Source organism: Sporosarcina luteola, assembly GCF_007991495.1.
GTDB classification, from domain to species: domain Bacteria; phylum Bacillota; class Bacilli; order Bacillales_A; family Planococcaceae; genus Sporosarcina; species Sporosarcina luteola.
The window spans coordinates 65,451-91,552 of sequence record NZ_BJYL01000003.1; the positions used below are offsets into that span (position 1 = coordinate 65,451).

Annotated in this window: 23 protein-coding genes and 1 pseudogene; 16 read left to right on the forward strand and 8 right to left on the reverse strand. The window is 41.9% G+C overall.

Translation table 11 applies throughout. The features are described from left to right. Positions 1-143 precede the first annotated feature (143 nt). Positions 144-593 (reverse strand): DUF7713 domain-containing protein, encoded by a 450-nt coding sequence (locus tag SLU01_RS00700; RefSeq protein ID WP_147054285.1) that lies wholly within the window; start codon positions 591-593, stop codon positions 144-146. 6 nt (positions 594-599) lie between these two features. Then, positions 600-695: pseudogene (locus SLU01_RS18500) on the reverse strand (DUF7685 domain-containing protein); the annotation flags it as partial. 259 nt (positions 696-954) lie between these two features. Here SLU01_RS18500 and SLU01_RS00705 point away from each other — a divergent pair. After that, positions 955-1,218 carry a hypothetical protein gene (locus SLU01_RS00705; protein ID WP_147054287.1) on the forward strand — a complete coding sequence of 88 codons (264 nt, stop codon included), beginning with the start codon at positions 955-957 and terminating at the stop codon, positions 1,216-1,218. 135 nt (positions 1,219-1,353) lie between these two features. On the opposite strand, the gene SLU01_RS18505 is transcribed toward SLU01_RS00705, so the two are convergent. Together SLU01_RS18505 and SLU01_RS00710 are read right to left on the reverse strand one after the other, a co-directional pair. After that, positions 1,354-1,473, reverse strand: coding sequence for a DUF7713 domain-containing protein (locus SLU01_RS18505; RefSeq protein ID WP_445009326.1), 120 nt, complete (start codon positions 1,471-1,473; stop codon positions 1,354-1,356). A 228-nt stretch (positions 1,474-1,701) separates the two neighbouring features. After that, the gene (locus SLU01_RS00710) at positions 1,702-2,607 is read right to left on the reverse strand and encodes a fumarylacetoacetate hydrolase family protein (RefSeq protein ID WP_147054454.1); all 906 of its coding nucleotides are present in this window, start codon (positions 2,605-2,607) and stop codon (positions 1,702-1,704) included. A gap of 523 nt (positions 2,608-3,130) precedes the next feature. Between SLU01_RS00710 and SLU01_RS00715 the strand changes: the two genes are divergently transcribed. The 10 genes from SLU01_RS00715 to SLU01_RS00760 all read left to right on the forward strand — a co-directional run bounded on the left by SLU01_RS00715 (position 3,131) and on the right by SLU01_RS00760 (position 16,062). Next, the gene (locus SLU01_RS00715) at positions 3,131-4,123 is read left to right on the forward strand and encodes a helix-turn-helix transcriptional regulator (RefSeq protein WP_147054456.1); all 993 of its coding nucleotides are present in this window, start codon (positions 3,131-3,133) and stop codon (positions 4,121-4,123) included. After that, the gene (locus tag SLU01_RS00720) at positions 4,124-5,572 is read left to right on the forward strand and encodes a dynamin family protein (protein WP_147054289.1); all 1,449 of its coding nucleotides are present in this window, start codon (positions 4,124-4,126) and stop codon (positions 5,570-5,572) included. Between the two features lie 3 nt (positions 5,573-5,575). After that, positions 5,576-7,870 carry a dynamin family protein gene (locus tag SLU01_RS00725; protein ID WP_147054290.1) on the forward strand — a complete coding sequence of 765 codons (2,295 nt, stop codon included), beginning with the start codon at positions 5,576-5,578 and terminating at the stop codon, positions 7,868-7,870. Next, positions 7,867-8,310, forward strand: coding sequence for a hypothetical protein (locus SLU01_RS00730; protein ID WP_147054292.1), 444 nt, complete (start codon positions 7,867-7,869; stop codon positions 8,308-8,310). Before SLU01_RS00725 ends, SLU01_RS00730 begins: the two co-directional genes overlap by 4 nt. 26 nt (positions 8,311-8,336) lie before the next feature. Continuing rightward, a complete protein-coding gene (locus SLU01_RS00735) occupies positions 8,337-8,567 on the forward strand; it encodes a hypothetical protein (protein ID WP_147054294.1) in 231 nt (76 codons plus the stop codon). A gap of 74 nt (positions 8,568-8,641) precedes the next feature. After that, a complete protein-coding gene (locus SLU01_RS00740) occupies positions 8,642-11,770 on the forward strand; it encodes an ATP-binding protein (protein ID WP_147054296.1) in 3,129 nt (1,042 codons plus the stop codon). After that, positions 11,767-12,294, forward strand: coding sequence for an HNH endonuclease (locus SLU01_RS00745; RefSeq protein WP_147054298.1), 528 nt, complete (start codon positions 11,767-11,769; stop codon positions 12,292-12,294). Before SLU01_RS00740 ends, SLU01_RS00745 begins: the two co-directional genes overlap by 4 nt. 20 nt (positions 12,295-12,314) lie before the next feature. After that, the gene (locus tag SLU01_RS00750; RefSeq protein WP_147054300.1) at positions 12,315-12,737 is read left to right on the forward strand and encodes an SMI1/KNR4 family protein; all 423 of its coding nucleotides are present in this window, start codon (positions 12,315-12,317) and stop codon (positions 12,735-12,737) included. Between the two features lie 218 nt (positions 12,738-12,955). Then, entirely contained in the window at positions 12,956-14,764 is a 1,809-nt protein-coding gene (locus SLU01_RS00755; RefSeq protein ID WP_147054302.1) for an AAA family ATPase, read from the forward strand. Further along, positions 14,764-16,062 (forward strand): hypothetical protein, encoded by a 1,299-nt coding sequence (locus SLU01_RS00760; RefSeq protein ID WP_147054304.1) that lies wholly within the window; start codon positions 14,764-14,766, stop codon positions 16,060-16,062. Before SLU01_RS00755 ends, SLU01_RS00760 begins: the two co-directional genes overlap by 1 nt. 144 nt (positions 16,063-16,206) lie before the next feature. On the opposite strand, the gene SLU01_RS00765 is transcribed toward SLU01_RS00760, so the two are convergent. From SLU01_RS00765 to SLU01_RS00780, 4 genes are all read right to left on the reverse strand, one after another. Then, the gene (locus SLU01_RS00765) at positions 16,207-17,115 is read right to left on the reverse strand and encodes a fumarylacetoacetate hydrolase family protein (protein WP_147054458.1); all 909 of its coding nucleotides are present in this window, start codon (positions 17,113-17,115) and stop codon (positions 16,207-16,209) included. Positions 17,116-17,136: 21 nt separating this feature from the next. Then, positions 17,137-19,128, reverse strand: coding sequence for a sodium:solute symporter family protein (locus SLU01_RS00770; RefSeq protein ID WP_170232537.1), 1,992 nt, complete (start codon positions 19,126-19,128; stop codon positions 17,137-17,139). Positions 19,129-19,142: 14 nt separating this feature from the next. Next, positions 19,143-19,910, reverse strand: a complete 768-nt coding sequence (locus tag SLU01_RS00775; protein ID WP_373866379.1) for a cyclase family protein — start codon at positions 19,908-19,910, stop codon at positions 19,143-19,145. A 96-nt stretch (positions 19,911-20,006) separates the two neighbouring features. Beyond that, a complete protein-coding gene (locus tag SLU01_RS00780; RefSeq protein ID WP_170232538.1) occupies positions 20,007-20,813 on the reverse strand; it encodes a TrmB family transcriptional regulator in 807 nt (268 codons plus the stop codon). A gap of 254 nt (positions 20,814-21,067) precedes the next feature. Here SLU01_RS00780 and SLU01_RS00785 point away from each other — a divergent pair, with 254 nt between their 5' ends. From SLU01_RS00785 to SLU01_RS00805, 5 genes are all read left to right on the forward strand, one after another. After that, positions 21,068-21,379 carry a hypothetical protein gene (locus SLU01_RS00785; RefSeq protein ID WP_147054311.1) on the forward strand — a complete coding sequence of 104 codons (312 nt, stop codon included), beginning with the start codon at positions 21,068-21,070 and terminating at the stop codon, positions 21,377-21,379. A gap of 384 nt (positions 21,380-21,763) precedes the next feature. After that, the gene (locus SLU01_RS00790; protein ID WP_147054461.1) at positions 21,764-22,753 is read left to right on the forward strand and encodes a LacI family DNA-binding transcriptional regulator; all 990 of its coding nucleotides are present in this window, start codon (positions 21,764-21,766) and stop codon (positions 22,751-22,753) included. Between the two features lie 124 nt (positions 22,754-22,877). Beyond that, complete coding sequence (locus SLU01_RS00795; protein WP_147054313.1) at positions 22,878-24,056, forward strand: iron-containing alcohol dehydrogenase; 1,179 nt, start codon at positions 22,878-22,880, stop codon at positions 24,054-24,056. Between the two features lie 14 nt (positions 24,057-24,070). Further along, positions 24,071-25,243: a thiolase family protein gene (locus SLU01_RS00800; protein WP_147054315.1), complete on the forward strand. Its 1,173-nt coding sequence runs from the start codon at positions 24,071-24,073 to the stop codon at positions 25,241-25,243. Between the two features lie 5 nt (positions 25,244-25,248). Beyond that, positions 25,249-26,097: a 3-hydroxyacyl-CoA dehydrogenase family protein gene (locus tag SLU01_RS00805; RefSeq protein ID WP_147054317.1), complete on the forward strand. Its 849-nt coding sequence runs from the start codon at positions 25,249-25,251 to the stop codon at positions 26,095-26,097. The last annotated feature ends 5 nt before the right edge of the window (positions 26,098-26,102 follow it).

Below are 26,102 nucleotides of genomic sequence, written 5' to 3' on the forward strand. Positions count from 1 at the left end.
CACATATAGAAGTTTCTTTGTAACAACTAAAAGAGTCCTCATTTGAGGGCTCTTTTTCATTACGAGGGAGAAGCCGCCGGCGGCGATTGCTCTGACGTATGACAAGCAGTTCTCCAAGTGGCACTAGAAGTCTACATACAATTTCAATCGTCCCACTCATCCGCCAAATCCTTCATTTCGATCTTTACCTGGAAGCCTTCAAATGCCTGCAAAAGACGGCCGACTTCTTCCCATGTATATGGTTTGCCGTCTATGATGACGAGCGGTGCTTCGCTGTCGGTTTCATTATAGGACAGCACGCCTTTCAAGTGATTGCCTTTGACAGAGATGTACGGCGCGCCACTTGGATACTCTCCTGATTCGAGATAAGTCTTCGATAGCCCACGTTTGGTCTTTTCTTTGAGTTGGTCGAACAGTGTATGTTGATCGGCAACTAGCTCTCCATCCACTTCAAATTCATAGCCGTGCTCCCATCGTTCGCGGGCTGTCAACACAATTGCCGTAGCCATGACCCGGCGTTCGACTTCAAAAATACGTTGAACACCATTTACATCGTCCACGGAAAATGTTTTGGGCAGCTTGGGAAGGTCCACCCCGAATTCCTCCGCCATCATAGCATTATAGCAATCTATACAAAGCGGCTGCCCGTCGAACTGTACGCGCACCGGGGTGTTTCCACAAATTGTACATTCCATCCGAATCACTCCGTTTTTATCTTTATCTTATCACAAAGTCCTTAATTTAGAGCGCCCGCTTCTCATTGAATTCGACATTGTTAAAAAAGACTTAATGCAATCTCTCTTCTCAGATGACTTAAGAGAACAAATGTTGAAGATAGCAAAGTCCAAACAAAACAATAATGATTGAATAAGTTACTAATTGGGTATACAATGCAACATAATAGCTAAACTATAACTTAGACGTACAAGTATACATATTTAGGGGTGAAAAAGAATGGCAACATCTACATTGGGGGTTAGTGCTATGGTTGGCAATAAACCTGTTTACACACAAGACTATGAGTTTTTGGATAGTGACCAGAAATACGTTGTAAAGAACGTACCTTGTAAAGTTTTTAATAATAACATGGAAGAGCCAGTTTTTAGTGCTAAAGTTTCCATGAAAGTAGCCACTCTTATTGACCTTATGAGATCTCGTGAAATTGCCGTAAATGAACTCGACTATCAAGACTTTGCACATATAGAAGTTTCTTTGTAACAACTAAAAGAGTCCTCATTTGAGGGCTCTTTTTTATAGATTTCGGATACCCGGATCTCATTGAATTCTAAATTGTTTTAGCACCTTTTTATTATTTCAATAATCCCACTCATCCACCAAATCTTCATTCAATCTTTACCTGAAAGCCTTCAAATGCCCGCAAAGACGGCCGACTTCTTTCCGTGTATATGATTTGCCGTCTATGATGACGAGCGGTGCTTCACTGTCGGTTTCTGTACATTCCATCCGAATCACTCCGTTTTTATCTTTATCTTATCACAAAGTCCTTACTTCACTAATTTTATGAAGTGAGAAGTTTGGTCTGTTGCCAAGACCATAAGTAGCAGGCAGGATAATCTCAGTAGAACAAGTAAGTTATAAGGCGAAAACAAGGAAAAAGGCAAGAGTTCGTTTAAACTCAAACGAACTTTCGCCTTTTCATATTTGAAACATGGAACTTTGCCCATTAAATCTATTACCCGGTTATTCAATTCTATTCCTTAAAACACCAAGCTCCGTTATTTCAAGCTCTACTTCATCACCGGACTGTAACCAAGGATGAACGTCTTGCCCCAACTCTAGTAAGCATCCAGTTCCAACTGTTCCTGAACCGATCACATCACCGGGATATAACGTGACACCGGAAGATGCGCGCTCAATCATCTCGCCGAATGTGTAATGAATATCCTTAAAGTTGCCTTCTGATAGGATTTTGCCGTTCACTTTGGCAGTCATTTTTAAATCATATCGATCGTTTGAACGGTAGCTTTCCAACTCATCCTTTGTCACAATATACGGCCCGATGGAAGTAGCTGCATCTTTACCTTTTGCGGGGCCGAGTCCAACCTGCATTTCCTGAAGCTGTAGGTCACGGGCAGACCAATCATTAAAAATGGTGTAGCCGAAGATATAGTCATCTGCATCGGTGGCTTTGATATTCTTTCCTTGTTTGCCGATGACTGCTGCTATCTCGAGTTCATAATCAAACATCTTGCAATTAGGAGGTATGTCAACCGTTTGATTTGGCCCGTGAATGGATTGGTGGTTCGTAAAATAGAAGACCGGAATTTTATACCATTCAGGATGTATCGTTAGACCGCTCTTTTTGGAAGCGTTCAGTAAGTGGTTTTCGAAAGCCATAAAATCCCGGACACTTGATGGATTCTCTAGCGGTGCCAGTAGCTCCACTTCATGAATAGAAACCCCTTTTTGCTGCTTGCCAACTAATTGTTGAAGTTCGGGCATTTTGTCTGCACTTATTTTGATAAGCTCTGACATCGTATCAGGAAGACTCCCGCCGCTGCATTCTGCTATCGAATAGACGGTTTCTCCTTCAATCCAGCCGGCTTGCGCTTTTTGGTGTGGCGCTTTAAATGTGACGAGTTTCATATTTGTCAGTCCTTTCAAGAATTAATGTACGGGATGTAGCTCTTTCGTTGTTGGTGGAGCATTGGTGTATTTTTTGAGTATGTCTTTTCCGGACGAACTAAGGGTTACTTTTCTTCTCCAGAGGCCGGATTCCACGAGAAAACCTTGCTTAATGGGTTTCATGACAATTGTATAAAGATGAATTCATGAAGCAGTAGTCTAGAGATGTAGTATGAATTTTATGAATTTCTATACAAATCGGATGAATAACGATGAATGTTCTCTGCACAGGCACCGACCATTAACGGACAAGGGGCTCACATATCAATATAATCTAGTTATTTTGAATTATTCTCCACAAGAGAAACGACGCATTCCACTTCGTTTCATGCGTCTAATTACCTGCAACTTTCCTCCTTCAAAAATCCATTTTTATGATATAATTAGTCTATTAATTATAAAAGAGAAATACATACTCAAATGGACATATTATGTCTATTTGAAAATGCATAATGAAAGTATAGGTGAAGGTGAAGATGTTTCGATGAATGAACAGCAGAATCAGACGTACCGAATGCTTTCGATGTATGACCGTCTAAAACAGGGTCAAACGCTCTGTAAAAAGGATGAGGCGGCTACTTATCAAGTGAGTGAGAAAACGATTCAGCGGGATATTGATGGGATTCGTCACTTTCTGGAGACTTCAAAGACCAATCAATACCTCGAGTATGTCCGTCGTTCAAATGTTTATAAGCTGGAAGCTGATAGTCAGGATTTCTTACAAAGTGAAGAGATTCTGGCAATGACCAAGATCCTCATTGAATCGCGTGCATTCCCGAAGGAAGACATGGAGCAGCTACTGTTGAAGCTGATCGATTTGGCTCCGACGGAAGATAAGGTATTGATTAGAAAACTGCTATTGAATGAGCAGCATTTATATGTGGATCTACAGCATAAGAAATCACTATTCTACATAATTTGGGATCTTGCGAAAGCGGTGCATTTGAAGCGTAGTGTAAAAATGGAGTATACAAAAGAATTGGCAATGGAAGTCGGTGTACGAACGATTCAACCAGTTGGTCTGATATTCTCGGACTATTATTTTTACTTGCTAGCCTATTCATCGAACGATGATTTGGACTTACCAAAAATCTATCGCATCGATAGAATTACGAACTACAAGGTTCTGGATGAACAGTTCAAAATCCCTTATAGGGACCGTTTCCAAGAGGGGGAGTTCCGTAAACGGATTCAATTCATGCACGCGGGAGAGCTAATGACAATTCAGTTTCGGTATAAGGGTCCCTCGCCCCAAGCCGTACTAGATCGGCTTCCGACAGCCCGGGTAGTAAAGGAAGAGAGTGGAAGTTTGATCTATGAAGCTGAGGTGTTCGGTCGTGGCGTGAAAATGTGGCTGTTTAGTCAGGGAGAATCCGTAGAAGTGTTGAAGCCGTTGGAACTGAGAGAAGAAATGAAAAGAAGTGTCAGTACGATGTTAGTTAGTTATGTATTGGAAGATTATGTAAGAGGTGACTAGATGGCCCGGACAACAATAGAACCTTTCTATCATGAAAGAGTAACTTTATTCAACCGCAATCATCCGATCGTGGCAGAAGAATACGACTTGAAGAACAGCTATCTTGCCTTAATGGAATCAGCGTTAAGGCAGGAGAAGGAATTTGAACCATATATTCAAGCAACCATGAAAGTCTACAAACAGCGTTTTTCTTTCGGTGATGAACATCAAGGAAACGCTACTGATAATGTTGAAGCGACTTCCGACCTGCTTGCACATGTAAAAAGAATACGGAAAACTCGCTATTCTTTTGAAGGGTGGCGAATACGCAAGCGGAACTATAAATATACCTTCGTTGCAAATGCCTTGTTCATGGCAAAGCAACCTGATCGGACGGTGGCGTCTTCCTTTTTTAAAGAGTTGGTGGAAGGTTTGAAGATCAAGGATGAGGAACTGGAACAGATCATTCGTTTTGTTGAAAAGGTGAATGCTGGTGATTTTCAAGGGGCGACTAGCTTGATAGAAACGGCTAAGCCTTTAAGGACGTTGCCATACTTCCTCTCCGAACTCGAAAATCATTCATTAAAAGAGAAGCAGTCGAATAGCTATGTCCTTATCATGGCGACGATGAGTGCCGGGAAATCAACATTCAGTAATAGCTTGATCGGCAGGGACTTCCTTCCAACTAAAAATGAGGCATGTACCGCCAAAATTATTTCATTGGAAAATGAAGAGGATTTACCGTTTTTTGTAGGTTATCGTACAGGTGACCGTTTTGAGTATGAAAGTTTTATAGAGACCGATAAGTTGGCGGAATGGAATAAAATTGAGGCTCAAGAGCGGATCCATATGAAAGGAAGTCTTTTCCCGGGTGAGTTCTCCGATTTGAATGTTACCTTAATTGATACGCCTGGAACGAATAATTCCGGAGATCGAACTCACTCGACAATCACGTTGGATCGTTTGAAGGAAAAGAACTACGATCATATTTACTACGTTCTGAATGCCACCAATATGGCTGCGGATGATGACCGGGCTTTATTGAAAAGGGTTCTAGAGCACATCCCGGAAGACAGATGGGAGCAAGACATTACATTCATCGTGAACAAAGTGGATGAACTCGATATCGAAGCGGGGGAATCCATTGATGATTTCATGCAAAGCGCTACCACTTATTTGAGTGCGTTAGGCATCGATCATCCATGTCTGATTCCGTATTCGGCATATGCGGCCAAGTTGTTTCAGATGGAAGAGAATGGCCAGCAGCTTACGAGAAAAGAGAGAAGGGATTTTAATTCTCTTTTTGAGCTGTTTTTGGAAGAGGCCTATGCATTACCGAAATATGCGACCAAGAACACAGCGGAAGTCAAACTGCCTGACACAGATATACAACGAGCATTGCAAAACTGCGGTTATTACACAGTGATGGCTAGTATGAAAGATATTTCTATGAAAAAGAAGGAGATATAAATTATGGTTAAAATATGGATGAAATACAACCCTTATAAAGTGGAAACAAGCATTCAAATGGAAGCTATGAACATCATGGAGGAGACGAAGCTTAGCAAATTCAAAGGGGATCGTCTGCAAGTATGGATCGAAGAGTTATTTCCTTTACTTGAAGAGGTATTGAATGAATCTCAAATCCAGATCACTTTTGTCGGCATGCGCGCAGATTATGAAGATGTGGTAGCAATTCGGAATGTGTTTTGCTCAGAACACAGCGATATGATGATTGAACTCGAACACGTTCCTGTCCAAGAAGCGTCGGATAAATTCACTGAACTAGAAGACCTAGTCGACATGATGCAGGAAGGACCGTTTGAAGCGCTTCGTGACCCTAAAATCCGGCATAATTTTGATAAGGCGTTGAATAGTGAGTTTGAAATTGCAGTGATTGCAACGATGAGTTCAGGGAAATCGACATTGATCAACTCCTTTTTAGGCCGTGATCTAATGCCGTCGAAAAACGAGGCCTGCACCGCGAAGATTTCAAGAATCCGCAATAATGATTCAATCGAAAACTTCTCAGCAGTAGCTTACGATCAAAATCATATCCCTTTTAAGTCAATCGAAGATGCAACAGTTGAAGATTTCGAGGATTTCAACGATGATCCAAAAATCGCTCTCGTTGAAATTGAAGGGAACATCCCGTCCATTGCGTCAGGAAAGATGAATCTCGTGTTAGTAGATACGCCAGGGCCGAATAACTCCATGGATGGAACTCACCGGGAGCACACGTTCACTGTCATTAAAAGCGATGACAAGCCGATGGTGCTCTATGTGTTGAATGCCACACAGCTTCGCACCGATGATGATTTCACATTGTTGAAAACTGTCGCTGAAGCGATGGCGGTAGGCGGTAAACAGTCGAAAGACCGTTTTATCTTCGCGGTGAATAAAGCGGATTGCTTTGACCCGGAAAAGAACGAGCATTTAAGCGATGCGATTGAAAATGTTCGTACCTATTTGGAGCAGCACGGGATTAAAAATCCTAATATTTATCCGGTTTCCGCCCAAACGGCGAAAGTCATTCGGAAAGCACAAAATAACTATGATTTGACACGTCATGAGCGACAATCTCTACAAGGCATCGACTTATTTTTAGAAGAAGAATCCATGCATTTGAACGAGTATGCTCCGTTAAGTCCGTCTTTAAAGGATAACATTTCCAGGAAAATCGAAGTTGCGAGGGCAAATGGGGATGAGCAAACGGAAGCGCTATATTATTCCGGAGTCCCTAGTGTGGAATCGGCTATTAATGAGTATTTGGACAAGTACGCTCTCACTTCCAAAATCACGAATGCTGTGAATACGTTTAAACGGATCGTTGAACGCGAGCAGTTCATGCAAAATCTCCAAGAAGAGCTAGCTTCTAATGAAGAAGAGCGTAAAAATGTCCATGCAGCTATGGAGAAAATTGAAGCTCAGCTTGTAAAAGGTAATCAAGCACAGGAATTTAAGAAGAAAATCATGAAATTGGATTTTAACGTTGGTGAGTATTTTGAGGAAATCAATGAAAAAGTGTTTGGTGAAAAAATAAACGAGCTATTCGAAAAGATGCGTGATGATCGGATCCGAAAGACGGAAGCAGATATTTTATTATACAAAATGAAAAAGGATCTGGTCATACTACAAGACGACGCCATGACTGATCTGCAAATAATCATAGACACGACATCACGTAAAAAAGCGGAACAGTATTTGAAAGAATACCAAAAATACATTGAAGGCATCATGGATTTCAAAGTGAACTCGATCAATACGGGGAATTGGGAAAAGGCGATCACTGCGGATATTCCTGACATTGATAACCTTTTAAATGATTTCGCCTATTCGGAGAGGGAGGTAGTCGGGGTCAGGAGCGTTCGGAATGAGAAAAAGAAATGGTATAAGCCATGGACATATTTCATGTCAAGAACTATCGATGAAGATGTCTACGGTGATGTGGAATACGTCAATTTACAAGAGGTTAGGGAAGAGTTTCTCGAGCCAGTCGTCGATTCCTTACGAGATAACTTTGCCAACGCACAGGAATTTATGAAAGGCGAACTTGCGAGTTTACAAACATTCTTCATCAATGAAATCGATCGTTTGGATGAAGTGATGAAGAAACGTGTTTTGGAAATTAAGGAATTAGCCGAGAACAGGTCGGAACTTGAAGAAGAGTTAAGGCAGAAACAAAATCAGAAGGAATGGTTGGAACAATTTGTACTGAAGTTGGATTCAGTATTAGAACTCGAAGAAAGAGTGGGTGTTACACAATGACGAATAGTTTAATGCAAGCGATTGACAGCGGGGATGTCAAAAAAATACAGACGCGTCTAATGACGTATCTATCAACAAATCCTCTTGACTCAAAGCAAGAAGTTAAACAGGCTTTACGCATGATCGACGAAAAAGAAATCGCCGTGTGGGATGAGCATGACGGCCGGGAATTTGTCGAAAGCCGTGATGAGTGGACGAAAGATTATTTTGGTAAATTGCAAGCACAGCTTATTACCAACTTTTCAAAGAAGCGCGTTGAGTATATCTTGAAAGTGGGACGCGTCGCCTATAGGGATGAGCTTAATCGTCCGGAACCCGCGAGGAAAAGTCCGTCCCGACCAACATCAAGCCAATCGAACAACAGCAATATGGGAAAGTTCATAGGGGTGGGTCTGGCCGTAGTGGCAACAGTGGCAGTAGTCTACTGGGTAATAAAATAGAAAGTCTGTTCACGGAGTTTTCCAGAATGGTCACTATTCTTGTGGAGATGAATGGCGATATGGCAGGTCAGAATACGGAGTTGCTCTCACGTGAAATTTCATCTTTACACCGGGAAATCCGCGGGATGAAAGAAAAAGTAGCTGATCTCGAAAAGCAATATCAAGCCGAAATCCGCATCAAAGATGCTAAAATTGAGAATTTGAAAAATGAGATAAGGCAACTGGAAATGAAGGACCAACCCCTTAAATACGATTGATGTCCAATTAAAAACTCCTATTTTTAACAGCTACTAGTTGAAATAGGAGTTTTATCTTAGAAGAGGTGCTTATGATGAAACTCGCGATTCGGGAAGAAGAGAAATTACAGCGTTCATTTACATTGGCAGAAGAGCTTTTAGAAAGAACATATTTACATAATTTGACCAAATATGAAGTTTCGCCAATACCTGCGCATATTGCCAATATCACTGTCCGTCAAAACATCCGGCTCTTTCAGATCACGAAGATTGTCTATGATAAAAACGAAGATGTGACCGAGAAATTAATCAATATTTATAATACTGTCGGCAGTTTAGGAAGCTCATTGGCGCTTATCATTGATAGTGATGGCAAAGAGGTGCAACTTTACATAGGAATCCGCTCGGGCAATGTGTTATCCGCACAGGATGGCCTTGAAAAAAGCTTTAAAGGGAACTTTCCCGGCACGCAGTTAAAGAACATCAGAAATTCGCAGATTGAGACGCTGATTGATCATTTATTCACTGGAGATTTTTCGAAAGAGCAACGCACAGTGTGTAGTGTGACGGGTATTCCAGCATTCAAAGATGTAGAGCAGGATCAATACATACAAGGGCTGGAGAAGCTGATCGATGCCATGCGAGGGGAAAAGTTTTCTGCACTTTTCTTAGCCGATGCAGTCGATTTGAATGGAGCTGAAAAAACACGTCAAGGATATGAGGAATTGTATACGAATCTCACACCTTTCAAGGAGACGACAATCACATCAGGTCAAAATGATAGTTTCGCAGTTGTGAAAGGGATTACTGAAGGCATTACGAATACGATTAATGATAGCATCACCAAAACACAGAGCTTTACAGAGGGGAAGACGGAAGGGTCAAGCGATTCCGTTACAGATACGAAAGCTCCAAATATTTTGAGTGCGACCGTTAAAACGCTTTTCGGGGGCAAAGTCAGTACGGCGCAGGGGATTACGAGAAATTATAATGAAAACCAGTCGTCAACGACAGGGAATTCGACAACGGAAGGCGTTTCACGGGCAACCTCCAATACAAAAAACAGCGGGGAAACGAAAACAGAAGGCTCTTCACGCACGATGCAAGTGCAGTTTGAAAATAAAACGGTGTCCCAGCTGTTGACGAAAATCGATGAGCAACTTGACAGGTTGCGTCACGCGGAGGATTTAGGACTATGGCATTATTCCTGTTATTTTCTTGCGGACGATGAACAAACCGCACGTGTGGCGGCAACGAATTACCAGTCACTCATCCGGGGAAATAATTCAGCACTTGAGGGGTCGAGCATAAATGTATGGAAGCCAGGGCATATTCAAAAAGATCTGCTGATGGAGTATCTATCACGTTTTAGCCATCCTTCACTCAGTCAGCAAGAAGGTCTTAATTCGCAACTATCGAAAGTGAATGGTGGAACACTGATCAATAGCAGGGAACTCGCGATTGCTTACGGATTGCCACGAAAATCAGTGAGCGGCATTCCGGTGATCGAGACGGCAGAATTTGGCAGAAACGTCTATCGGGTTGATTTGCAGCAAGAGGATCGGACAATACGGTTAGGCAACATTTATTATATGGGGCAAAAAGAACCGACGAATGTTGAGCTGAATGTGGAAAGTCTCGCGATGCATACATTTGTGACCGGTTCAACAGGATCGGGGAAATCGAATACGATTTATAATCTCGTGAATGAATTGGATAAGCAGAATGTCCGCTTCCTCATCATTGAGCCTGCAAAGGGCGAATATAAAAACATCTTTGGTGGGAGGCCAGATGTCCGGGTGTTCGGGACAAATCCCAGCTTTGCGCCATTGCTGAAAATCAATCCATTCCGTTTTCCCGATGCCATCCATGTATTGGAGCATATCGACAGACTCATTGAAATCTTTAACGCATGTTGGCCGATGTATGCAGCAATGCCGGCAGTGTTGAGGGAGGCAGTGGAAAATGTGTATGAGGAAGCCGGATGGGATTTGGAGAAATCAATCCATTTTGAACCGATTCCTGTCTATCCTACATTGAAACAATTGGTCATTATTTTGCCAGCCGTCATTGAGCGATCCGCCTATTCCGAAGAGGTGAAAAGTAATTATGTCGGCTCCCTTGTAACGCGTGTGAAATCATTGACAATGGGATTGGTCGGAAATATCTTCGTCGACCAAGAAGTTCCGAATGAGCACTTGTTTGACGAAAATTGCATCGTTGATTTAAGTCGCGTCGGCTCGTCTGAAACGAAGTCTTTGTTAATGGGGATTTTATTCATGCGGTTGCAGGAGCATCGGATGGCCAATAGTACCGGTATGAATAACCCGCTGCGACATATTACAGTATTAGAAGAGGCCCATCATTTATTGCGTAAAACATCTGTCACGCAATCAGACGAGGGGGCGAATTTACAAGGCAAGTCGGTGGAAATGCTCACGAACGCGATATCCGAGATGCGGACCTATGGCGAAGGATTCATCATAGCAGACCAATCCCCGAATTTGCTGGATCCATCCGTCATCCGCAATACAAATACGAAAATTATCATGCGGCTGCCGGACGGAAATGACAGAGTCGAAGTCGGTGCCTCCGCCAGTTTGAATGATGAGCAGCTGAATGAAATATCAAAACTTGAAACAGGAGTTGCCATTGTTTATCAAAACAACTGGTTACAACCTGTATTGTCTAAGATCGATTACTTTGGAAGTGCGATTCCATTTTCTTATTCGCATAATCCGAAACAAGCATTAAAGGAACAACGGGGAAAAATGACAAAAGTGATGCAGCTTTTATTGCGTAGCAGGCTGTCCTACAAGATTGCGTCCGATGCAAAGTATGTAGAGGAGTGCGTCGAATTCGTGGGGAAAAGTGATTTGCCAGCGTACAAAAGGTTTCAAGTTACGTATGCACTGGAAAACCTTCTAGCTACGAATGAATTGATCTATTGGGATGAGGAACATTTCAACAAGCTTGCTCAAATCATCTCTGAACTTATCGATGGAGATAGACTCGTGAACTATTCAAAATCATCCTTAGATATTGTGGTGTTCACGGAGAAGTTTTTACGTGCGTTGGCTACGTATGTGGACCCCGGCAATGCAGAGCTTTCCCTGGCTGTCATGCAATGCTTGCTCTATGAATATGCGATGAAGTTTCCAAGCTTTGCGTCGTTCTATGAAGAATGGTGTGCCTATGAGATGAAAGTGAGGGAGACAATATGATAGAAGCGGTCAGTGCCGTTGCTACCGAAGTAGTGGAAGCGAAGGAACTTGCGGAAGTTGGCAAGGAAGGTATGAATACTAAAGATTTAACACAAAAACCTGTTACGCATGTAGAAACTAGGAATAAGACGCTGGAAGGCGATCTTCATCCAATAACGGGTGTTCCTTTTGAGAGCAAACAAGTGGAATTGCCGTCCGGCGAAACAGTTGAAGGCGTATTTCCAGAGTTTGAATCCATGCATGACGTTCAATTGAATGAGTCTCAGTACATGGATAGCGATGCCCGGCAATTTAAAACAGCAAATGAACAGCTTGCTGAAAATGTAGCAAACGACCCTGAACTTGCAGGGAAGTTTACGGAGGATCAGCTAATGCAAATCGAAGCGGGAGACACTCCGGAAGGATATTTATGGCATCATTCCGAGGAACCTGGCGTATTGCAGCTTGTCGACAAAGACATCCACGACAAAACTGGACATACCGGCGGTCGTTCACTCTGGGGCGGCGGCTCCGATTTTAGATGATGAGAGAAAGGGTGACACTGATGAAATGGGTACTTGAGAAGGAATTGAAAGATGATCATGCAATTGAGCGCTTCGAGAAGCTGTACGGCTATAAGCTTCCGAATGATTATAAAAAAGTCGTAAAAAAGCATAACGCAGGACGGCCGAGGCCGAATGTTTTTGACACTGCTACGCGTAAGGAATTAGTCGCCAAAAGCTTGCTTTCATACGATGAAGAACATCTAGACAACATTTGGTCCACTTACCAAAACCTGAAAAACCGTTTACCTGCAAACGCATTGCCTTTCATGGGCGATCAATTCGGCAATTATATCTGTTTCATGTTCGACCCACTGGAAGACGAACCGACGATTGTATTTTGGCAGCATGAGTTGGGAAGTGAAAGTGTACAGGTCATTGCTAGTAATTTTGAGGAGTTTTTACAAGGGTTTTATGAGATCTAAATTAAGTGGGTACTACATCGCCGGGTGATGACATCGCATCACAATGAAGTGGTTTGTAATGCAATTACCGAGACGAACGAATTCTGGAATAATGAATACCTGTGCATTATAGTTTTAAGTAGGGTTATTAGGATTGTTCGTCGGGTGTTGGGTTAACCGACGGACGGCGATATACTTGAGTAGCAAATTTGTATGTGATGTAAGGGGGGCTTTGACAAATGGCTATGTATCTTTTGAAAAAAGATGAGGATCGCACGCCTGTTTATGATGCTGCTGCGAAGTGGAGAGAGCGATGTTTGATTCATGATGGATCTATTATTTGGGAGGATGAATCTATTTGGACGCATTCCAACTTGAAGCGGCTGCAGGAGATCTTTGTCCACAATCCAGATGAATCGGGCAGCAGTTTTGAAGAGAAGCTGAAAAAGCAGCTTCATGGTGAACCGGACTATATGTATAAATTATTTGTAGAGCTGGTTTTCGTCTATTACTTATTTCCTTATAAACGTTCCATCCGATTTGAAACGAAGTTGAATAAACTGCAGGAAATCGCTTCTTGGAAAAATATATCTATAAATCAAAAGGCGGCTATTTTTAAGGGATTGGAGAACGGGTTAGGCTCTACGGGCACATTCTACAATACAAATAAGTTTGATGAGATCTCCTATATCATTTTAATTGCCCTTCACCTTAAAGAAAAAAAGATTGATGAGAGACAGGAAATTTTATCGGATCAGAAAAAAATAAAAGATTTTGCAGTGAAAACCCGTGCTTTAATAGGGAAGCGTGTACAGATGCAGCATGTATTACTGCACCTTGTCATGCCCGATAAGTTTGAGCGGATTGCGAGCTATGGTCATAAAGATCGCATTGTCCGTGCATTTGAGTACATAACTGAAAACGCAAAGCTGAATGACACTGACGAAAAATTGCTGATGATCCGTGAGCATTTCGAGAAGTCTTACGTAGACGAAAACGTGGACTTTTACGATACGAAAGAAATTGCAGAGAAGTGGGCGCCGCTGGAAAAGAAGATACAGCCTGCTCCTACGGGGACTGGGAAGCAGGACGACAGCAACTCGATCAATTCCTCGTTCGATAAATTTGGAGATGGCCTAGTATTTGAAAATGAAGAAGTGCTTATTGAGCAAGTAACAACGGCCATCCAGAATGGCAAACATATTATCCTGACAGGACCACCAGGAACAGGGAAGTCGAAATTAGCTTATAAAATCAATGAACTGTACGGAAAGAGACCAATTGCGGTGACAGCTTCCTCCAATTGGTCGACGTATGAAACGATTGGCGGCTATAGACCTGATCGGAACGGCATCTTAAATTTTGAATCAGGCATCTTCTTGAAATGCTTTAAAGACGAAAAGACCAACGAATCGCTTAATACGTGGCTGATTATCGATGAAATTAACCGGGCTGATATCGATAAAGCATTTGGCTCCTTGTTTTCTGTGTTGGCAGGCGATGAAATTACATTGCCGTTTGAGAGCAAAAGCGGAAAATTGATTACTATTAAACCGGAAACGGAAACCGGGAATCTTGAGACGAACGACCATACATTTATCGTGCCGAAAGACTGGCGAATCATCGGTACGATGAATACAGTCGATAAGTCTTCTTTGTATGAAATGAGTTATGCATTTATGCGACGTTTCGCTTTTATTCCAGTCGGCATCCCTAAAGAAATAACAAGTATGCTCATGGAGCAATACTTGGAAAGCTGGAAGATCACAGATTATCCGTATGTCGAAATACTGACGGAAATTTGGAGGCTTATAAATAAGTACCGAAAGATTGGGCCTGCCATTATACAAGATATTGCCAGACATACGATTGACAACGAAGATTTTACATCTTCCATTATTTTGTACGTCTTGCCTCAATTTGAAGGTCTGCCTATCCAAAGGATCAAAGAGTTTGCTCAAGACATCGACAGCAAGACGGAAGCGGTTATTGTAATGGAACAGCTGAATGATTTCATAAATGACTTCTTTGAAGACGGGCTGTTTTAATGGTCAAAACGGATGAACAGATCGTTGAAGAAATCGCAGATCATTTGCACGGCTATTTGAAAGAAGGAACTGTTTCGCTGCGTTCCTTCTTTTCAAAAGCAGAAATTAAAATTCAAAATATCGAGGACTTGCTAAAGATTCGTTTTTTATTGCTACCTGAAACGATGAACTTTGTGCGGATGCTCCGAAAGAATATCCAAACGATTAAAACGACAACCGTTGCAGAAACGGCAACTCATTACGGTGAAGTGAGAGGATCCATTGATTGGACGGAGACGACAAAAGAAAGACTTCGGAAAAACTATAAGGACAAGACAATATTTTCAGTAACTGAAAGCGTGCGCTCGTATAATAACCCGGAAAACATCGTGCTGAAAGAGCTATTAGGCATTTTGTATGAACTGCTGTTTTCAGATACTGTTATCCGATCAGTTGAAAAGCGCAGTTATTTTGAGGAATGGCAGACATTACGGAAATCTGTTGCGGATATCTACTTAAGAAACGTCTATATTGACCGGATTGAAACGCGCTCTCTGCCTGATCGCATGCTGACGAAGACTCGCTTTCATCGAAATTCTTTTTACCGGGAATCAGCAGTGCTGCTGATTCGTTATCGCCAAATGATGAGGGGTAGCTATGAGCAAGAAGATCTTCACAAAATATTATCACAAACACTGATTGTTCCCGAAGATCGGGATGTGTTGTTTGAGTTATTCTATGTCGTCCAGCTGCTGAAAGCATATAGTGGTAAGCGCACATTATATTTATTAGATGGTCGGCAAAATTTGGTTGCGTCTTGGGAGGATGAGGATAAGAGATACCAGCTTTATCATGATTCCACGGGTTCACAAAGCAAACGCTTTTTGGTCAGGTTAGATGAAGTAGCAGACAGTCGTCATCCCTATCTGATTAGGAAACGAGACGCGATTTCTTCTTATCATGAAATGGCTGCGGGACTCTTCAGTGAAAAGAAAATGAACTATTTATGGCGCGGCCGCCCTGATTTTATTTTGGAAACATACAACAAAACAGATGGCGAACTGCTAAGTTTACTAATCGGTGAAGTCAAAAACACTTCAAAGAAATCATATGCATCTCAAGGGCTTCGTGAATTGCTTCATTACATGTATTTGCTTAAAGATGAAAGAGGACAGTATGCAGACTTTAGCCGAATCAAGGTTACAGGTATGTTGTGCTTGCGCGACGTTGAATTTAATGAGGCATTTGAGCATCCGTTGGTTAAAGTGATCAATATGGAGAGTGACCTGAATATCGAAAAGAATCGTATAGAACGATGAAACCTCAAAAGAACTACCAGCATCGCAAATTGCAACGTAACGATCAATGCCGTGCATTTCTGTTAACTCAAAAGGAAAAGGCGATATTTCATTTAAATTCAAACGAAATATCGCCTTTTCAGATTGAAACAAGGAACTTTGCAGTTATCCTCCTATTCTATTCCTCAAGACGCCGAGTTCCGTTATTGCAAGCTCTACTTCATCACCGGACTGTAACCAAGGATGAACGTCTTGCCCCAACTCTAGTAAACATCCAGTTCCAACTGTTCCTGAACCGATCACATCACCGGGATATAACGTGACACCGGAAGACGCGCGTTCAATCATCTCGCCGAATGTGTAATGAATATCCTTAAAGTTGCCTTCTGATAGAAGTTTGCCATTCACTTTGGCAGTCATTTTTAAATCATATCGATCTTGTGAACGGTAGCTTTCCAACTCATCCTTCGTTACAATATACGGTCCGATTGAAGTAGCTGCATCCTTACCTTTTGCAGGACCAAGCCCGACCGGCATTTCCTGGAACTGTAGGTCACGGGCAGACCAATCATTAAAGATTGTGTAGCCGAAGATATAGTCATCTGCATCGGTGGCTTTGATATTCTTTCCCTGTTTGCCGATGACTACTGCTATCTCTAGCTCGTAATCGAACATCTTGCAATTTGGTGGGATGTCAACCGTTTGATTTGGCCCGTGAATGGATTGGTGGTTCGTAAAATAGAAGACCGGGATCTTATACCACTCGGGATGTATCGTCAGACCGCTCTTTTTGGAAGCGTTCAGTAAGTGGTTTTCGAAAGCCATAAAGTCACGGACACTTGATGGATTCTCTAACGGTGCCAGTAGCTCCACTTCATGAATAGAAAACCCTTTTTGCTGCTTGCCAACTAATTGTTGAAGTTCGGGCATTTTGTCTGCACTTATTTTGATAAGCTCTGCCATCGTACTGGGAAGACTCCCGCCGCTGCACTCTGCTATCGAATAGACGGTTTCTCCTTCAATCCAGCCGGCTTGCGCTTTTTGGTTTAGCGCTTTAAATGTGACGAGTTTCATATTTGTCAGTCCTTTCAAGAATTAATGTACGGGATGCAACTCCTTCGTTGCTGGTGAAGAATTGGTGTATTTTTTGAGTATGTCTTTTCCGGACGGACTAAGGGTTACTTTTCTTCTCCAGAGGCCGGATTCCACGAGAAAACCTTGTTTAATGAGTTTTGAAAGAATGGCAGAGGCCATTAACGAGTCGATGTTGTTTTGCTGAAGATGTGTAGTTAACATTGCAAAACCGCCCTCCAACTTCTCAAGGAATAAATAATCATCTTCCGTCAACTTGTCATTCGCAAACTTGCCATCCACTTCCTCCAAGTAAAGATGAGGGGCAACATTGGTTGGAATATAAAATGTGTAAAATCCTGGACCTGAGTACTTACGTCTGCGAATTAAATGCTGCTTGTCCAAATCCTCGATGATTTGATTACTAATCGAAGAGTCTACACCTAACATGTCACTGATCTCTGCCATCGTGTCATATCCGTAATGAATGAGTGTCAATACATTTTTCTCCTTATCCGGTAACGAATTTGGAAGACTGAGATCTTCATTCCACTCTTTCTTTGTGTAATAGTCCGATTCCGTCATCAAACTTACGACAACTGTCGTAATCACCGTAACGACAAGACCTACAACACCGACATGAGTGTACTGACCTAGAGGAAGCAATTTGGTCAGGTCAAGGATCGTGAAGATCGCTGTCGCTGAGATTCCAAACACTGCACCATAAAAAGCACCCTTTTTAGTTGTCCCTTTCCACCACATTCCTAAGAAGACAAGAATGGATGGCGCCCCGAGCCAAGCCGTGGAGAATGCGAATAGATAGAGCGGCCCTCCAGGATAAAAGCATAACGCCCAAACAATTAATCCTAATGCTAAGGTGATGATTTTTGAAGGTAATGTTAATTCTTTCGAAGTCGCATTTGGACGATAGTAGCGTTGATAGAGATCCCGTACGGCAGTACTGGAAGCTCCGATAAGCGCCGTTGTGGATGTTGAAATGGATGCAGCCAATGCACCAAGCAGGGCAAAAGCGGCAACAACGATCGGCAACGCTTTCAATACAACGCCGAATGCAGCCATCGGGTCAACGGTTCCGTATGGGAGGAATTGATCGCCCATGGCAGATCCTGCATACAATCCTGTTAACGCTAATATCAATATCGGAACGAAGACAAGGAGCAGTGCGCCGTACACAAATGAAAGCTTGGCCGTCCGCTCACTTCTGGTCGATGAAACACGCAGCCAATAGTAATTATTGCCCCATACAAGGAAACAGGCGAATAAGATGATGAATGTCAGACCGCTTGGATATTGAAATGATAGCAACGGCAACTGCCCATCCGCTATCCCGCTTGTCCAGTAGCTTCCGCTTCCAGGCCAATTGCTGCCTATGAAATCAAACCCACCAAACTTGGAAATGAGTGTAATGAGCATGACGGGCAAAGCGATTAGACCAATACACATTTGAATGAAATCTGTCAGGGTAACTGCCCAAAACCCACCAATATACGTAAACAAGAGGAACATCGCAAAGATAACAGAAAGTGTACCGATCAGCGACCATCCTGTAAAACTAGTTGTCACGATGGCCATCGACATGACGTTATTTGCCATAATGCCTAACAGGCCCAGTATCGTCGCGACAGTGACTAGTGTTCTCGTTCTCTTATCGAAACGCATCTCCAACCATTCGGATAAGGTGTGTGCTCCGGATCGACGGATATAGGGGGCAAAGAAAAGGCCGTATAACGCAAGCCCACCGATACCATATATAATCCCGAAGCCGAAAGATCCCCAGAAACCAGTTAAAATCGCGAGACCTGGCCCTAATGTGATAATAGTACCTGCAAATCCAATCGCAGCCACACCAAAGATATTCACAAGCAATCCGATTTCCCGACCAGCAATGAAATAGTCATTCGAACCGGTAACCCATTTTCTAGTTACCCAGCCTCCGAGTAACAGGACTAGCACGAATGCTGTGAAGAAGATTAAGAAAACCCCATTGAATCCCATGGCCATCCTCCCTTTTATTCGAAAATGGCGACTGGTCTTGCCCAGCCGGCACTTCCGTCTTTGACCTTGATAGGAAATGCAGCAACTTTGAAGCCGTGTTTTCTAGGGAGCTGATCTAAGTTTGCGAGTTTCTCAATTTGGCAGTACTCCGCCTCTTTTCCGACGTAGTGGGCGGCCCATAAAATATCATCCTTTGGATTTTCCCGATATTGCTGCGCTTGGAGAGGAAGCGGGATATCCCATCCCCATGCATCGATCCCCATGACTTTAATGCCTTTGCCGATTAACCACCTGGTTGCATCGGCCGACACCCCGGCATGGCAGAAAGCATAAGCATCCTCGTAATATCGCTTATCGGCATCTGTTCGAACAAGCACGATGTCGAAAGGTTGAAGTTCATATTCCATTTCAGCTAACTTTTCTTCGAAATCCGCGACCTGCAGTTCATATCCCGCCACCTTATCACTGAAGTCAAAAAGCACACCATTCCCGTAAAACCATTCAATAGGAAGTTCATCAATGGTCCTTGATTTTTTGCCCGCTGTCCTATCGGCATAATGCCAAGGTGCATCCACATGTGTGCCGGTATGCGTAGTCAATGTTACTGTTTCAACAGCCCATGCTTTACTGTCAGGAAAATTCTCTTTTTTCAAGCCTAAAATAGACGCAGCTTGTTCAGCTCCCTTTTCATGTGCCTCATATTCAATCGTAGGCGGAAAAGGTTCTTTTGCGTTATTGTCCATCGGTACACTTAAATCGATAATTTGAGCTCCCACTCTCAAAACCCCTTTCGTAATTGAATAAAACGTGAAAAACGACGAACGATCCTCCTTTCTCCCCATTCTTTATATGAATAACGATGAATCGGTACAACCTTCTTAAAAGATGTCCAATAGCTCTTCGAAATCCTTCCCATATTTAGCTACTAATTCATCATGGAAGTGGTTCACTACTTGATTGATATAAATATCATGTCGAATATAGTTGACAGTTGTCCGTGTTAACGCCGTATGGCTCGATATAATTGCATGCGCAGCATCCTTGGAGGAATGCAGAATAAGCACCTGTCTTTCATCTACTACACACGAAAGTTCTCCGGTATGTCTGCGGTCGGAAAATTTGCCCTGATGATGGCTGAAATGCAGCCAAGGGATCGTCCTCTCTGTACTATCGAATAAAATGGAAATCACCCGAACCCCCCGATGAAAGGCATCTAATAAGTCCTCCCATACAAGCTCCAATTCTGTTTCCCAGCAACTAAGATAAATCGTATGCTCTGTCGATAGAATCATAGTTCTTAACGCATTAATAGATGACGCATAGCCATCCAAGTGATAAAGTTCCGACCAATCAGGCTTCATCTGATTAGATAGTTCCTTAAATTGGCTTTCCATCAAAGCAGTGTCATTTTGGAAGTCCGTTTCAATCTTTTGTAAAAGGTCCTTATAAGGAAGTGGAGAATACAATTTTTTATTGGAAGCATTCCCCTCTAAAATTGGAAAGACAACTTCCTTCTCGCACATCCTATATAGATTTTCATAGACTTTGGGACTCGGAACCCCTGATTTTATAGCAATTTCATTCCCGTTTAATGGATGGGTCTGCAACAAAGCAACATAGATTTTTGCTTCATACTCCGTAAACCCATATCTCTTTAGAATTGAGTAAGTTTTATCAAGATTCAATTTCATCACCTGAATTCATGTTACTACCTGAGTAGTACTAAGTCAAACTAAATTTTCTGTTTAATTAATCAACTAAACCGTAAACAGAAATTGTCACAACTAGATAAGCCCGACAATTGAAAATAAGAGATGTTGGGCATTCTTAACTGAATAGCCTATATAAATTGAATTGTAGGGAAAACGTTCTCCTTACTATGATAAAATGGACATGGTGAGAATCTAGTTTTAATTAAAATTAAAAAGGGGTGCTGGGAATGTATGTGTCACACATCATCTGGGGAGATCATCCTGAAACGGATGCATTGATTGAGGAATTGCGAAAGCATGATTCTGATATCATTACGGTTGTTGTGGATGGGGAGTATGATATGGAGAGACGCGGGGATGTTGTGTATGCTTCAAAGAAATACATAGAGGATGCCAGGGATCGGGATATTCAGGAAGTGCATTATCGCTATATTCCAGAGGGGAGAAGGATTGACGGTGTGGCTTGGCGGGTGATGGGACTACCTGTGTTAGCTAATAGTGAAGTGTCGGGGGAGCTTGAGGGACCGAGATTTCATTGATGAGTTGAAGAGGTAGTGGGGGAGCTGGGCATTCGTGTCTATACGCTTTTTACAGTAGGGAGAAATGATAGTTGAAAAGATGAAAGGCCCTCTATTCGGTGATTCCGTTTAGAGGGCTTTTTTGATTGTTGCGGATGAATAACTTTCCATATGCAACGCTATTCATCCGGAATAATCAACTGTAGTGGTACTTCCTTTTTTTCTACCCATAACTCTTGGCGGACAAGAGTTATAGGTAACTGAATTGCGTCCTGTTGTAGTCGATTAAGAAGATTATAAAACTCATATTATAAAATGAATTGCAAAAAAACATTGACATTCGAAATTTAAAGCAATATCATTGGCGTAAGGTTCAAAATATTTTAATTAGTAATGGAGATAGAAATGGTATCCTCAAAAGACGTAGCGAAACGTGCTGGAGTCTCACAAACTACAGTTTCAAGAGTATTGAATAATCCCGAGGCAGTCAGACAGAAAACGATTGATAAAGTAAACCATGCAATACAGGAGCTCGGCTACAGACCGAATTCTATTGCGCGTTCGCTTGTATCAAACCAAACCAAGACAATCGCATTAATTTCTGGTCCATTGTCAAACCCTTTTTTTATGGAAGCAACGACAGCGATTGTAAATTATGCAAATGAAAAAGGCTACAGAATACACGTTTACTTTGAAAATCAATGGAATCAAGAAGAGACATATGATGGTATCTTTGAAACAAAAGTCGATGGAATTATTCTTTGTTCAATCTTGTACGAGGATCAGATTTTTGAAGAATTGAAATCACTTAACACTCCGTTAGTTATGTTCAATCGTAAACACAAAGAACCATGTAATTTCATCGAGATTGATAACGAAGAAGCGGGTTATATTGCAACAAAGCATTTAATTGATTTGGGGCATCGCAATATCATATGGATTGGCAGTCATTTAAACATGAGTACGTTCAGTGGCCGTTTTAAGGGATATGAACGAGCACTAAATGAAGCTGGAATTCCGGTGAACGAAAATCTCGTTATTGTTGAGGATGGATCATTTGAAGTTGCCTATCAACGGCTTGTCTTTTTGTTAGATACGGTGACTGCGGTTTACGCATCCACTGATTCCATTGCATTGTCATTACTTGATCGATTTATAAGCGATGGATACCGAGTTCCTGAAGATATCAGTCTGATTGGTACTGATAATGTAAGGCTTGCGAGCCATGCTTCTTTACAAATTAGTACAGTAGGCAATTGCGAACAGCTGAATCTAGGTTTAGTAGCAATTAAAGAATTATTTGCGCTTATGGAGAAGTCAGAAGAAAATATGGAAGTAATACAAACAACTTTACCTGTAAAACTTTACAAAAGAGAAACAACTGATTTTCTTTAAACAAAAATGGTTACGTATTCATTATTCTATTGATATAACAGGATAAAAGCTCTTACAAATAGAGAAAAGGCTTTTATTCACAAAGAAATGGTTACGTATTCATTTTCAAGAAGGAGTGTAGGAAATGAAAAATAGCTTTAGTTTTATATCCCCGATTGAGATACATTTTGGAGAAGGTCTACTAAATGAGCTTATCTCAATATTGACGGCAGAAAAGTTTCAGAATGTATGTTTGATCTGTGATCCCATTGTACTTAAACTTGGTTTGGTAAATGACTTGAAGAAAGCAATCTTAGAAAAGGGATTGAATTTAAAAATACTTGATGAGGTTGAACCCGAACCGACGGTCGAAGTCGCTCAAAAACTATTAGATGAAGTCCGCAAGCAAGCCTTTGATATAGTCATTGGAGTTGGGGGCGGGAGCGCCTTAGATATTTCAAAAACTGTTGCAGTTTTGGCGACACATGATGGAGGGATTAGTGACTATCTAAACTTGACTGGCACAAAGAAATTATCCAATAAGGGCTTAACTAAGGTATTGATACCAACAACTGCAGGTACAGGAGCAGAGGTTACAGATATTGCAGTATTTAACACTGGATCTAGTAAGGACGTCATCACAAATAAATACCTCTTATCGGACTATGTTATTGTGGATCCTTCTCTTACATACTCTCTTCCAAAAAGTGTGACTGCTGCTAGCGCAGTAGATGCTTTTACTCATGCAATAGAGTCGTTTACTTCAAAAAGCTCCAATCCCTTCACAGATACATTGTCCAAACAATCAATGGAACGTATCTTCAAATGGATTCGGGTTGCAGTATGGGACGGAGATCACCAAGAAGCTAGGCGACAATTATCTCTAGGAAGTTTGGAAGCAGGCATCAGTTTCTACAATGCCGGAGTCGCAGGCGTGCATGCGCTTGCCTATCCGCTCGGTGGTCAATTTAAGTTATCGCATGGTGAGTCGAATGCAGTACTTCTCCCATATGTCTATGCGAAAATTTGGCCATCCTGTATTGATAAACTGGTTGAAGTATCTAAAGTAATCGGTGTTTTCAATGAAAATCATTCTAATCGCGATTTGGCGCGAAAAGTAGTAACTGAATTGTTTAATTTAATTGAGGATCTGGAACTTCCAACGAGTCTTGCTAATTATGGAGTAACTGAAAATGACGTGGATTCTCTGACCGACAATGCAATGAAACAAGTAAGGTTACTTGGCAGAAGTCCGATGAATTTATCACGGCAAGCAATTCACGAGATATATTCCAATGCTCTTAAAGGGAATTTAACATTTTGATAGGAGTTGAAAACATGGCACAACCTGTAATCGTTTCTGCTGTCAGAACAGCAATAGGAAGACGAAATAAAGCTTTTAAAAATATGCATCCCGCCGAATTCGGTGCGAAGATAATTCGGGAGGCGGTTAATCGTTCAGGAATCGATGACAAAGAAATCACGGATGTAATTATGGGTAACTGCCTTTCGAACGTTGGTAATATGGCAAGGTATGCAGCCTTAGAGGGCGATTTACCTACTACCACGCCTGGTCTTACGATTGATCGACAATGCGGTTCAGGCATTAACAGTGTTGTCTTGGCTGCTCAAATGATTAAAAGTGACGGAGGCGTCTATGTGGCTGGCGGCATAGAAAGCATGTCAAAAGAGCCTCTTCAAGTAGATAGTCAAGCCTACAAACTTCTTGACCAATTGGTATTTCAAAACAGGGATTTAAGCCCGGAATGGATTGGAAACCCACCAATGGGGATTACGGCCGAAAACATTGCGGAGAAATATGAAATAACCGCGGAGAGACAACATGAGTATGCGCTAGTAAGTCAGAAAAGGATGAAGAATGCGGTAGATCAGGGGCGATTTAATGAACAGATATTGCCTATTGAAGTAGAGATGGATGATGGTCAAACCGTTATTTTCAATAAAGACGAACATCCGAGACCAGATATAACTATTGAGCAACTGAATATGCTAAAACCAGTATTTAAGAAAAATGGAACAGTTACAGCTGGTTCATCATCAGGCATAAATGATGGAGCAGCTGCTCTTGTCTTAATGGATGATGTAGAAGCGAAACGACGGAATTTGAATCCTCTAGCCAAAATTGTCTCATATGCGGTGGCGGGAGTGGATCCCAACTTAATGGGAATGGGGCCTGTACCAGCGACAAGGATGGCCCTCAAGAAGGTTGGTTTAACAGTTGAAGATATGGATTTTGTAGAGTTAAATGAAGCATTTGCGGTGCAAGTGTTGGCCTGTGCCGAAGAACTAGGATTGGATATAAACAAACTAAATGTTAATGGAGGGGCAATAGCGCACGGTCATCCGATTGCGGCGACTGGAGCTATTTTGGTTACAAAAGCAATTTATGAGCTGAAAAGGACAGATGGAAAGTATGCGTTAATTACAGCTTGTATTGGCGGCGGACAAGGGATTGCATTAATTATTGAAAATGTGAAAGAGGAGGAGTGATTAGTATGCATAAAGTTGCGGTTATTGGGGCCGGAGCAATGGGTTCGCAAATTGCGATGGTATGCGCGCTTGCAGGTAAAGAAACAGTTCTAACCGATCTATCTTCTGCAGCTCTCGATTTGGCTGAAAGTTCACTGAAAGAACAAATTGGAAAGCGGATCAAAAAAGGAAAACTTACTGAACAACAGGCCACTGACGCATTTGCCTTGCTCACCATAACTGCTTCTCTTGAAGAAGCAACTGAAGATGCGGATATTATCATTGAGGCAATCGTTGAAAAATTAGATGCGAAGCGGGAACTGTTCTCGAGATTAAATGGCATTGTAAGGTCGGACGCTATATTGGCAACAAACAGTTCAACTATTGTGAGTTCTAAGCTAGCAGACGTAATAGATGAACCGGCCCGTGTTTGTAATCTGCATTTCTTTAATCCAGCGCTTGTCATGGAGTTAGTGGAAGTCGTTCAAGGACCTCATACGTCGGAAGAAACGGCATCCAATGTGTACAAGTTTGCACAAGATATTGGAAAGACACCTATTAAAATGGAGAAAGAAATCTTTGGCTTTGTCACGAATCGAATTGTAAATACCTTATTTGACGAAGCAATTTTTCTTTACGAAAACGGTTATGCAACAATTGAAGAGATTGATACAGCATGCAAAAAAGGATTGAACCATCCAATAGGACCGTTTGAATTAATGGACTTAACAGGAATCGATGTCAATTATTTAATTCGTGAGATGCAATACGAAGAAACAGGCCGCCAAGAACACAAGCCGCAACAATCGCTTCGTCTGCTATATGAGCAGGGACATTACGGCAAGAAAACTGGTAAGGGCTTTTATGAATATTAACAAGG

What these genes read in the sequence shown, in the direction of transcription:
- SLU01_RS00705 (WP_147054287.1), top strand. Translation starts at nt 955, where the DNA reads ATGGCAACATCTACATTGGGGGTTAGTGCTATGGTTGGCAATAAACCT.
- SLU01_RS00710 (WP_147054454.1), bottom strand. Translation starts at nt 2,607, where the DNA reads ATGAAACTCGTCACATTTAAAGCGCCACACCAAAAAGCGCAAGCCGGC.
- SLU01_RS00715 (WP_147054456.1), top strand. Translation starts at nt 3,131, where the DNA reads ATGAATGAACAGCAGAATCAGACGTACCGAATGCTTTCGATGTATGAC.
- SLU01_RS00720 (WP_147054289.1), top strand. Translation starts at nt 4,124, where the DNA reads ATGGCCCGGACAACAATAGAACCTTTCTATCATGAAAGAGTAACTTTA.
- SLU01_RS00725 (WP_147054290.1), top strand. Translation starts at nt 5,576, where the DNA reads ATGGTTAAAATATGGATGAAATACAACCCTTATAAAGTGGAAACAAGC.
- SLU01_RS00730 (WP_147054292.1), top strand. Translation starts at nt 7,867, where the DNA reads ATGACGAATAGTTTAATGCAAGCGATTGACAGCGGGGATGTCAAAAAA.
- SLU01_RS00735 (WP_147054294.1), top strand. Translation starts at nt 8,337, where the DNA reads ATGGTCACTATTCTTGTGGAGATGAATGGCGATATGGCAGGTCAGAAT.
- SLU01_RS00740 (WP_147054296.1), top strand. Translation starts at nt 8,642, where the DNA reads ATGAAACTCGCGATTCGGGAAGAAGAGAAATTACAGCGTTCATTTACA.
- SLU01_RS00745 (WP_147054298.1), top strand. Translation starts at nt 11,767, where the DNA reads ATGATAGAAGCGGTCAGTGCCGTTGCTACCGAAGTAGTGGAAGCGAAG.
- SLU01_RS00750 (WP_147054300.1), top strand. Translation starts at nt 12,315, where the DNA reads ATGAAATGGGTACTTGAGAAGGAATTGAAAGATGATCATGCAATTGAG.
- SLU01_RS00755 (WP_147054302.1), top strand. Translation starts at nt 12,956, where the DNA reads ATGGCTATGTATCTTTTGAAAAAAGATGAGGATCGCACGCCTGTTTAT.
- SLU01_RS00760 (WP_147054304.1), top strand. Translation starts at nt 14,764, where the DNA reads ATGGTCAAAACGGATGAACAGATCGTTGAAGAAATCGCAGATCATTTG.
- SLU01_RS00765 (WP_147054458.1), bottom strand. Translation starts at nt 17,115, where the DNA reads ATGAAACTCGTCACATTTAAAGCGCTAAACCAAAAAGCGCAAGCCGGC.
- SLU01_RS00770 (WP_170232537.1), bottom strand. Translation starts at nt 19,128, where the DNA reads ATGGGATTCAATGGGGTTTTCTTAATCTTCTTCACAGCATTCGTGCTA.
- SLU01_RS00785 (WP_147054311.1), top strand. Translation starts at nt 21,068, where the DNA reads ATGTATGTGTCACACATCATCTGGGGAGATCATCCTGAAACGGATGCA.
- SLU01_RS00790 (WP_147054461.1), top strand. Translation starts at nt 21,764, where the DNA reads ATGGTATCCTCAAAAGACGTAGCGAAACGTGCTGGAGTCTCACAAACT.
- SLU01_RS00795 (WP_147054313.1), top strand. Translation starts at nt 22,878, where the DNA reads ATGAAAAATAGCTTTAGTTTTATATCCCCGATTGAGATACATTTTGGA.
- SLU01_RS00800 (WP_147054315.1), top strand. Translation starts at nt 24,071, where the DNA reads ATGGCACAACCTGTAATCGTTTCTGCTGTCAGAACAGCAATAGGAAGA.
- SLU01_RS00805 (WP_147054317.1), top strand. Translation starts at nt 25,249, where the DNA reads ATGCATAAAGTTGCGGTTATTGGGGCCGGAGCAATGGGTTCGCAAATT.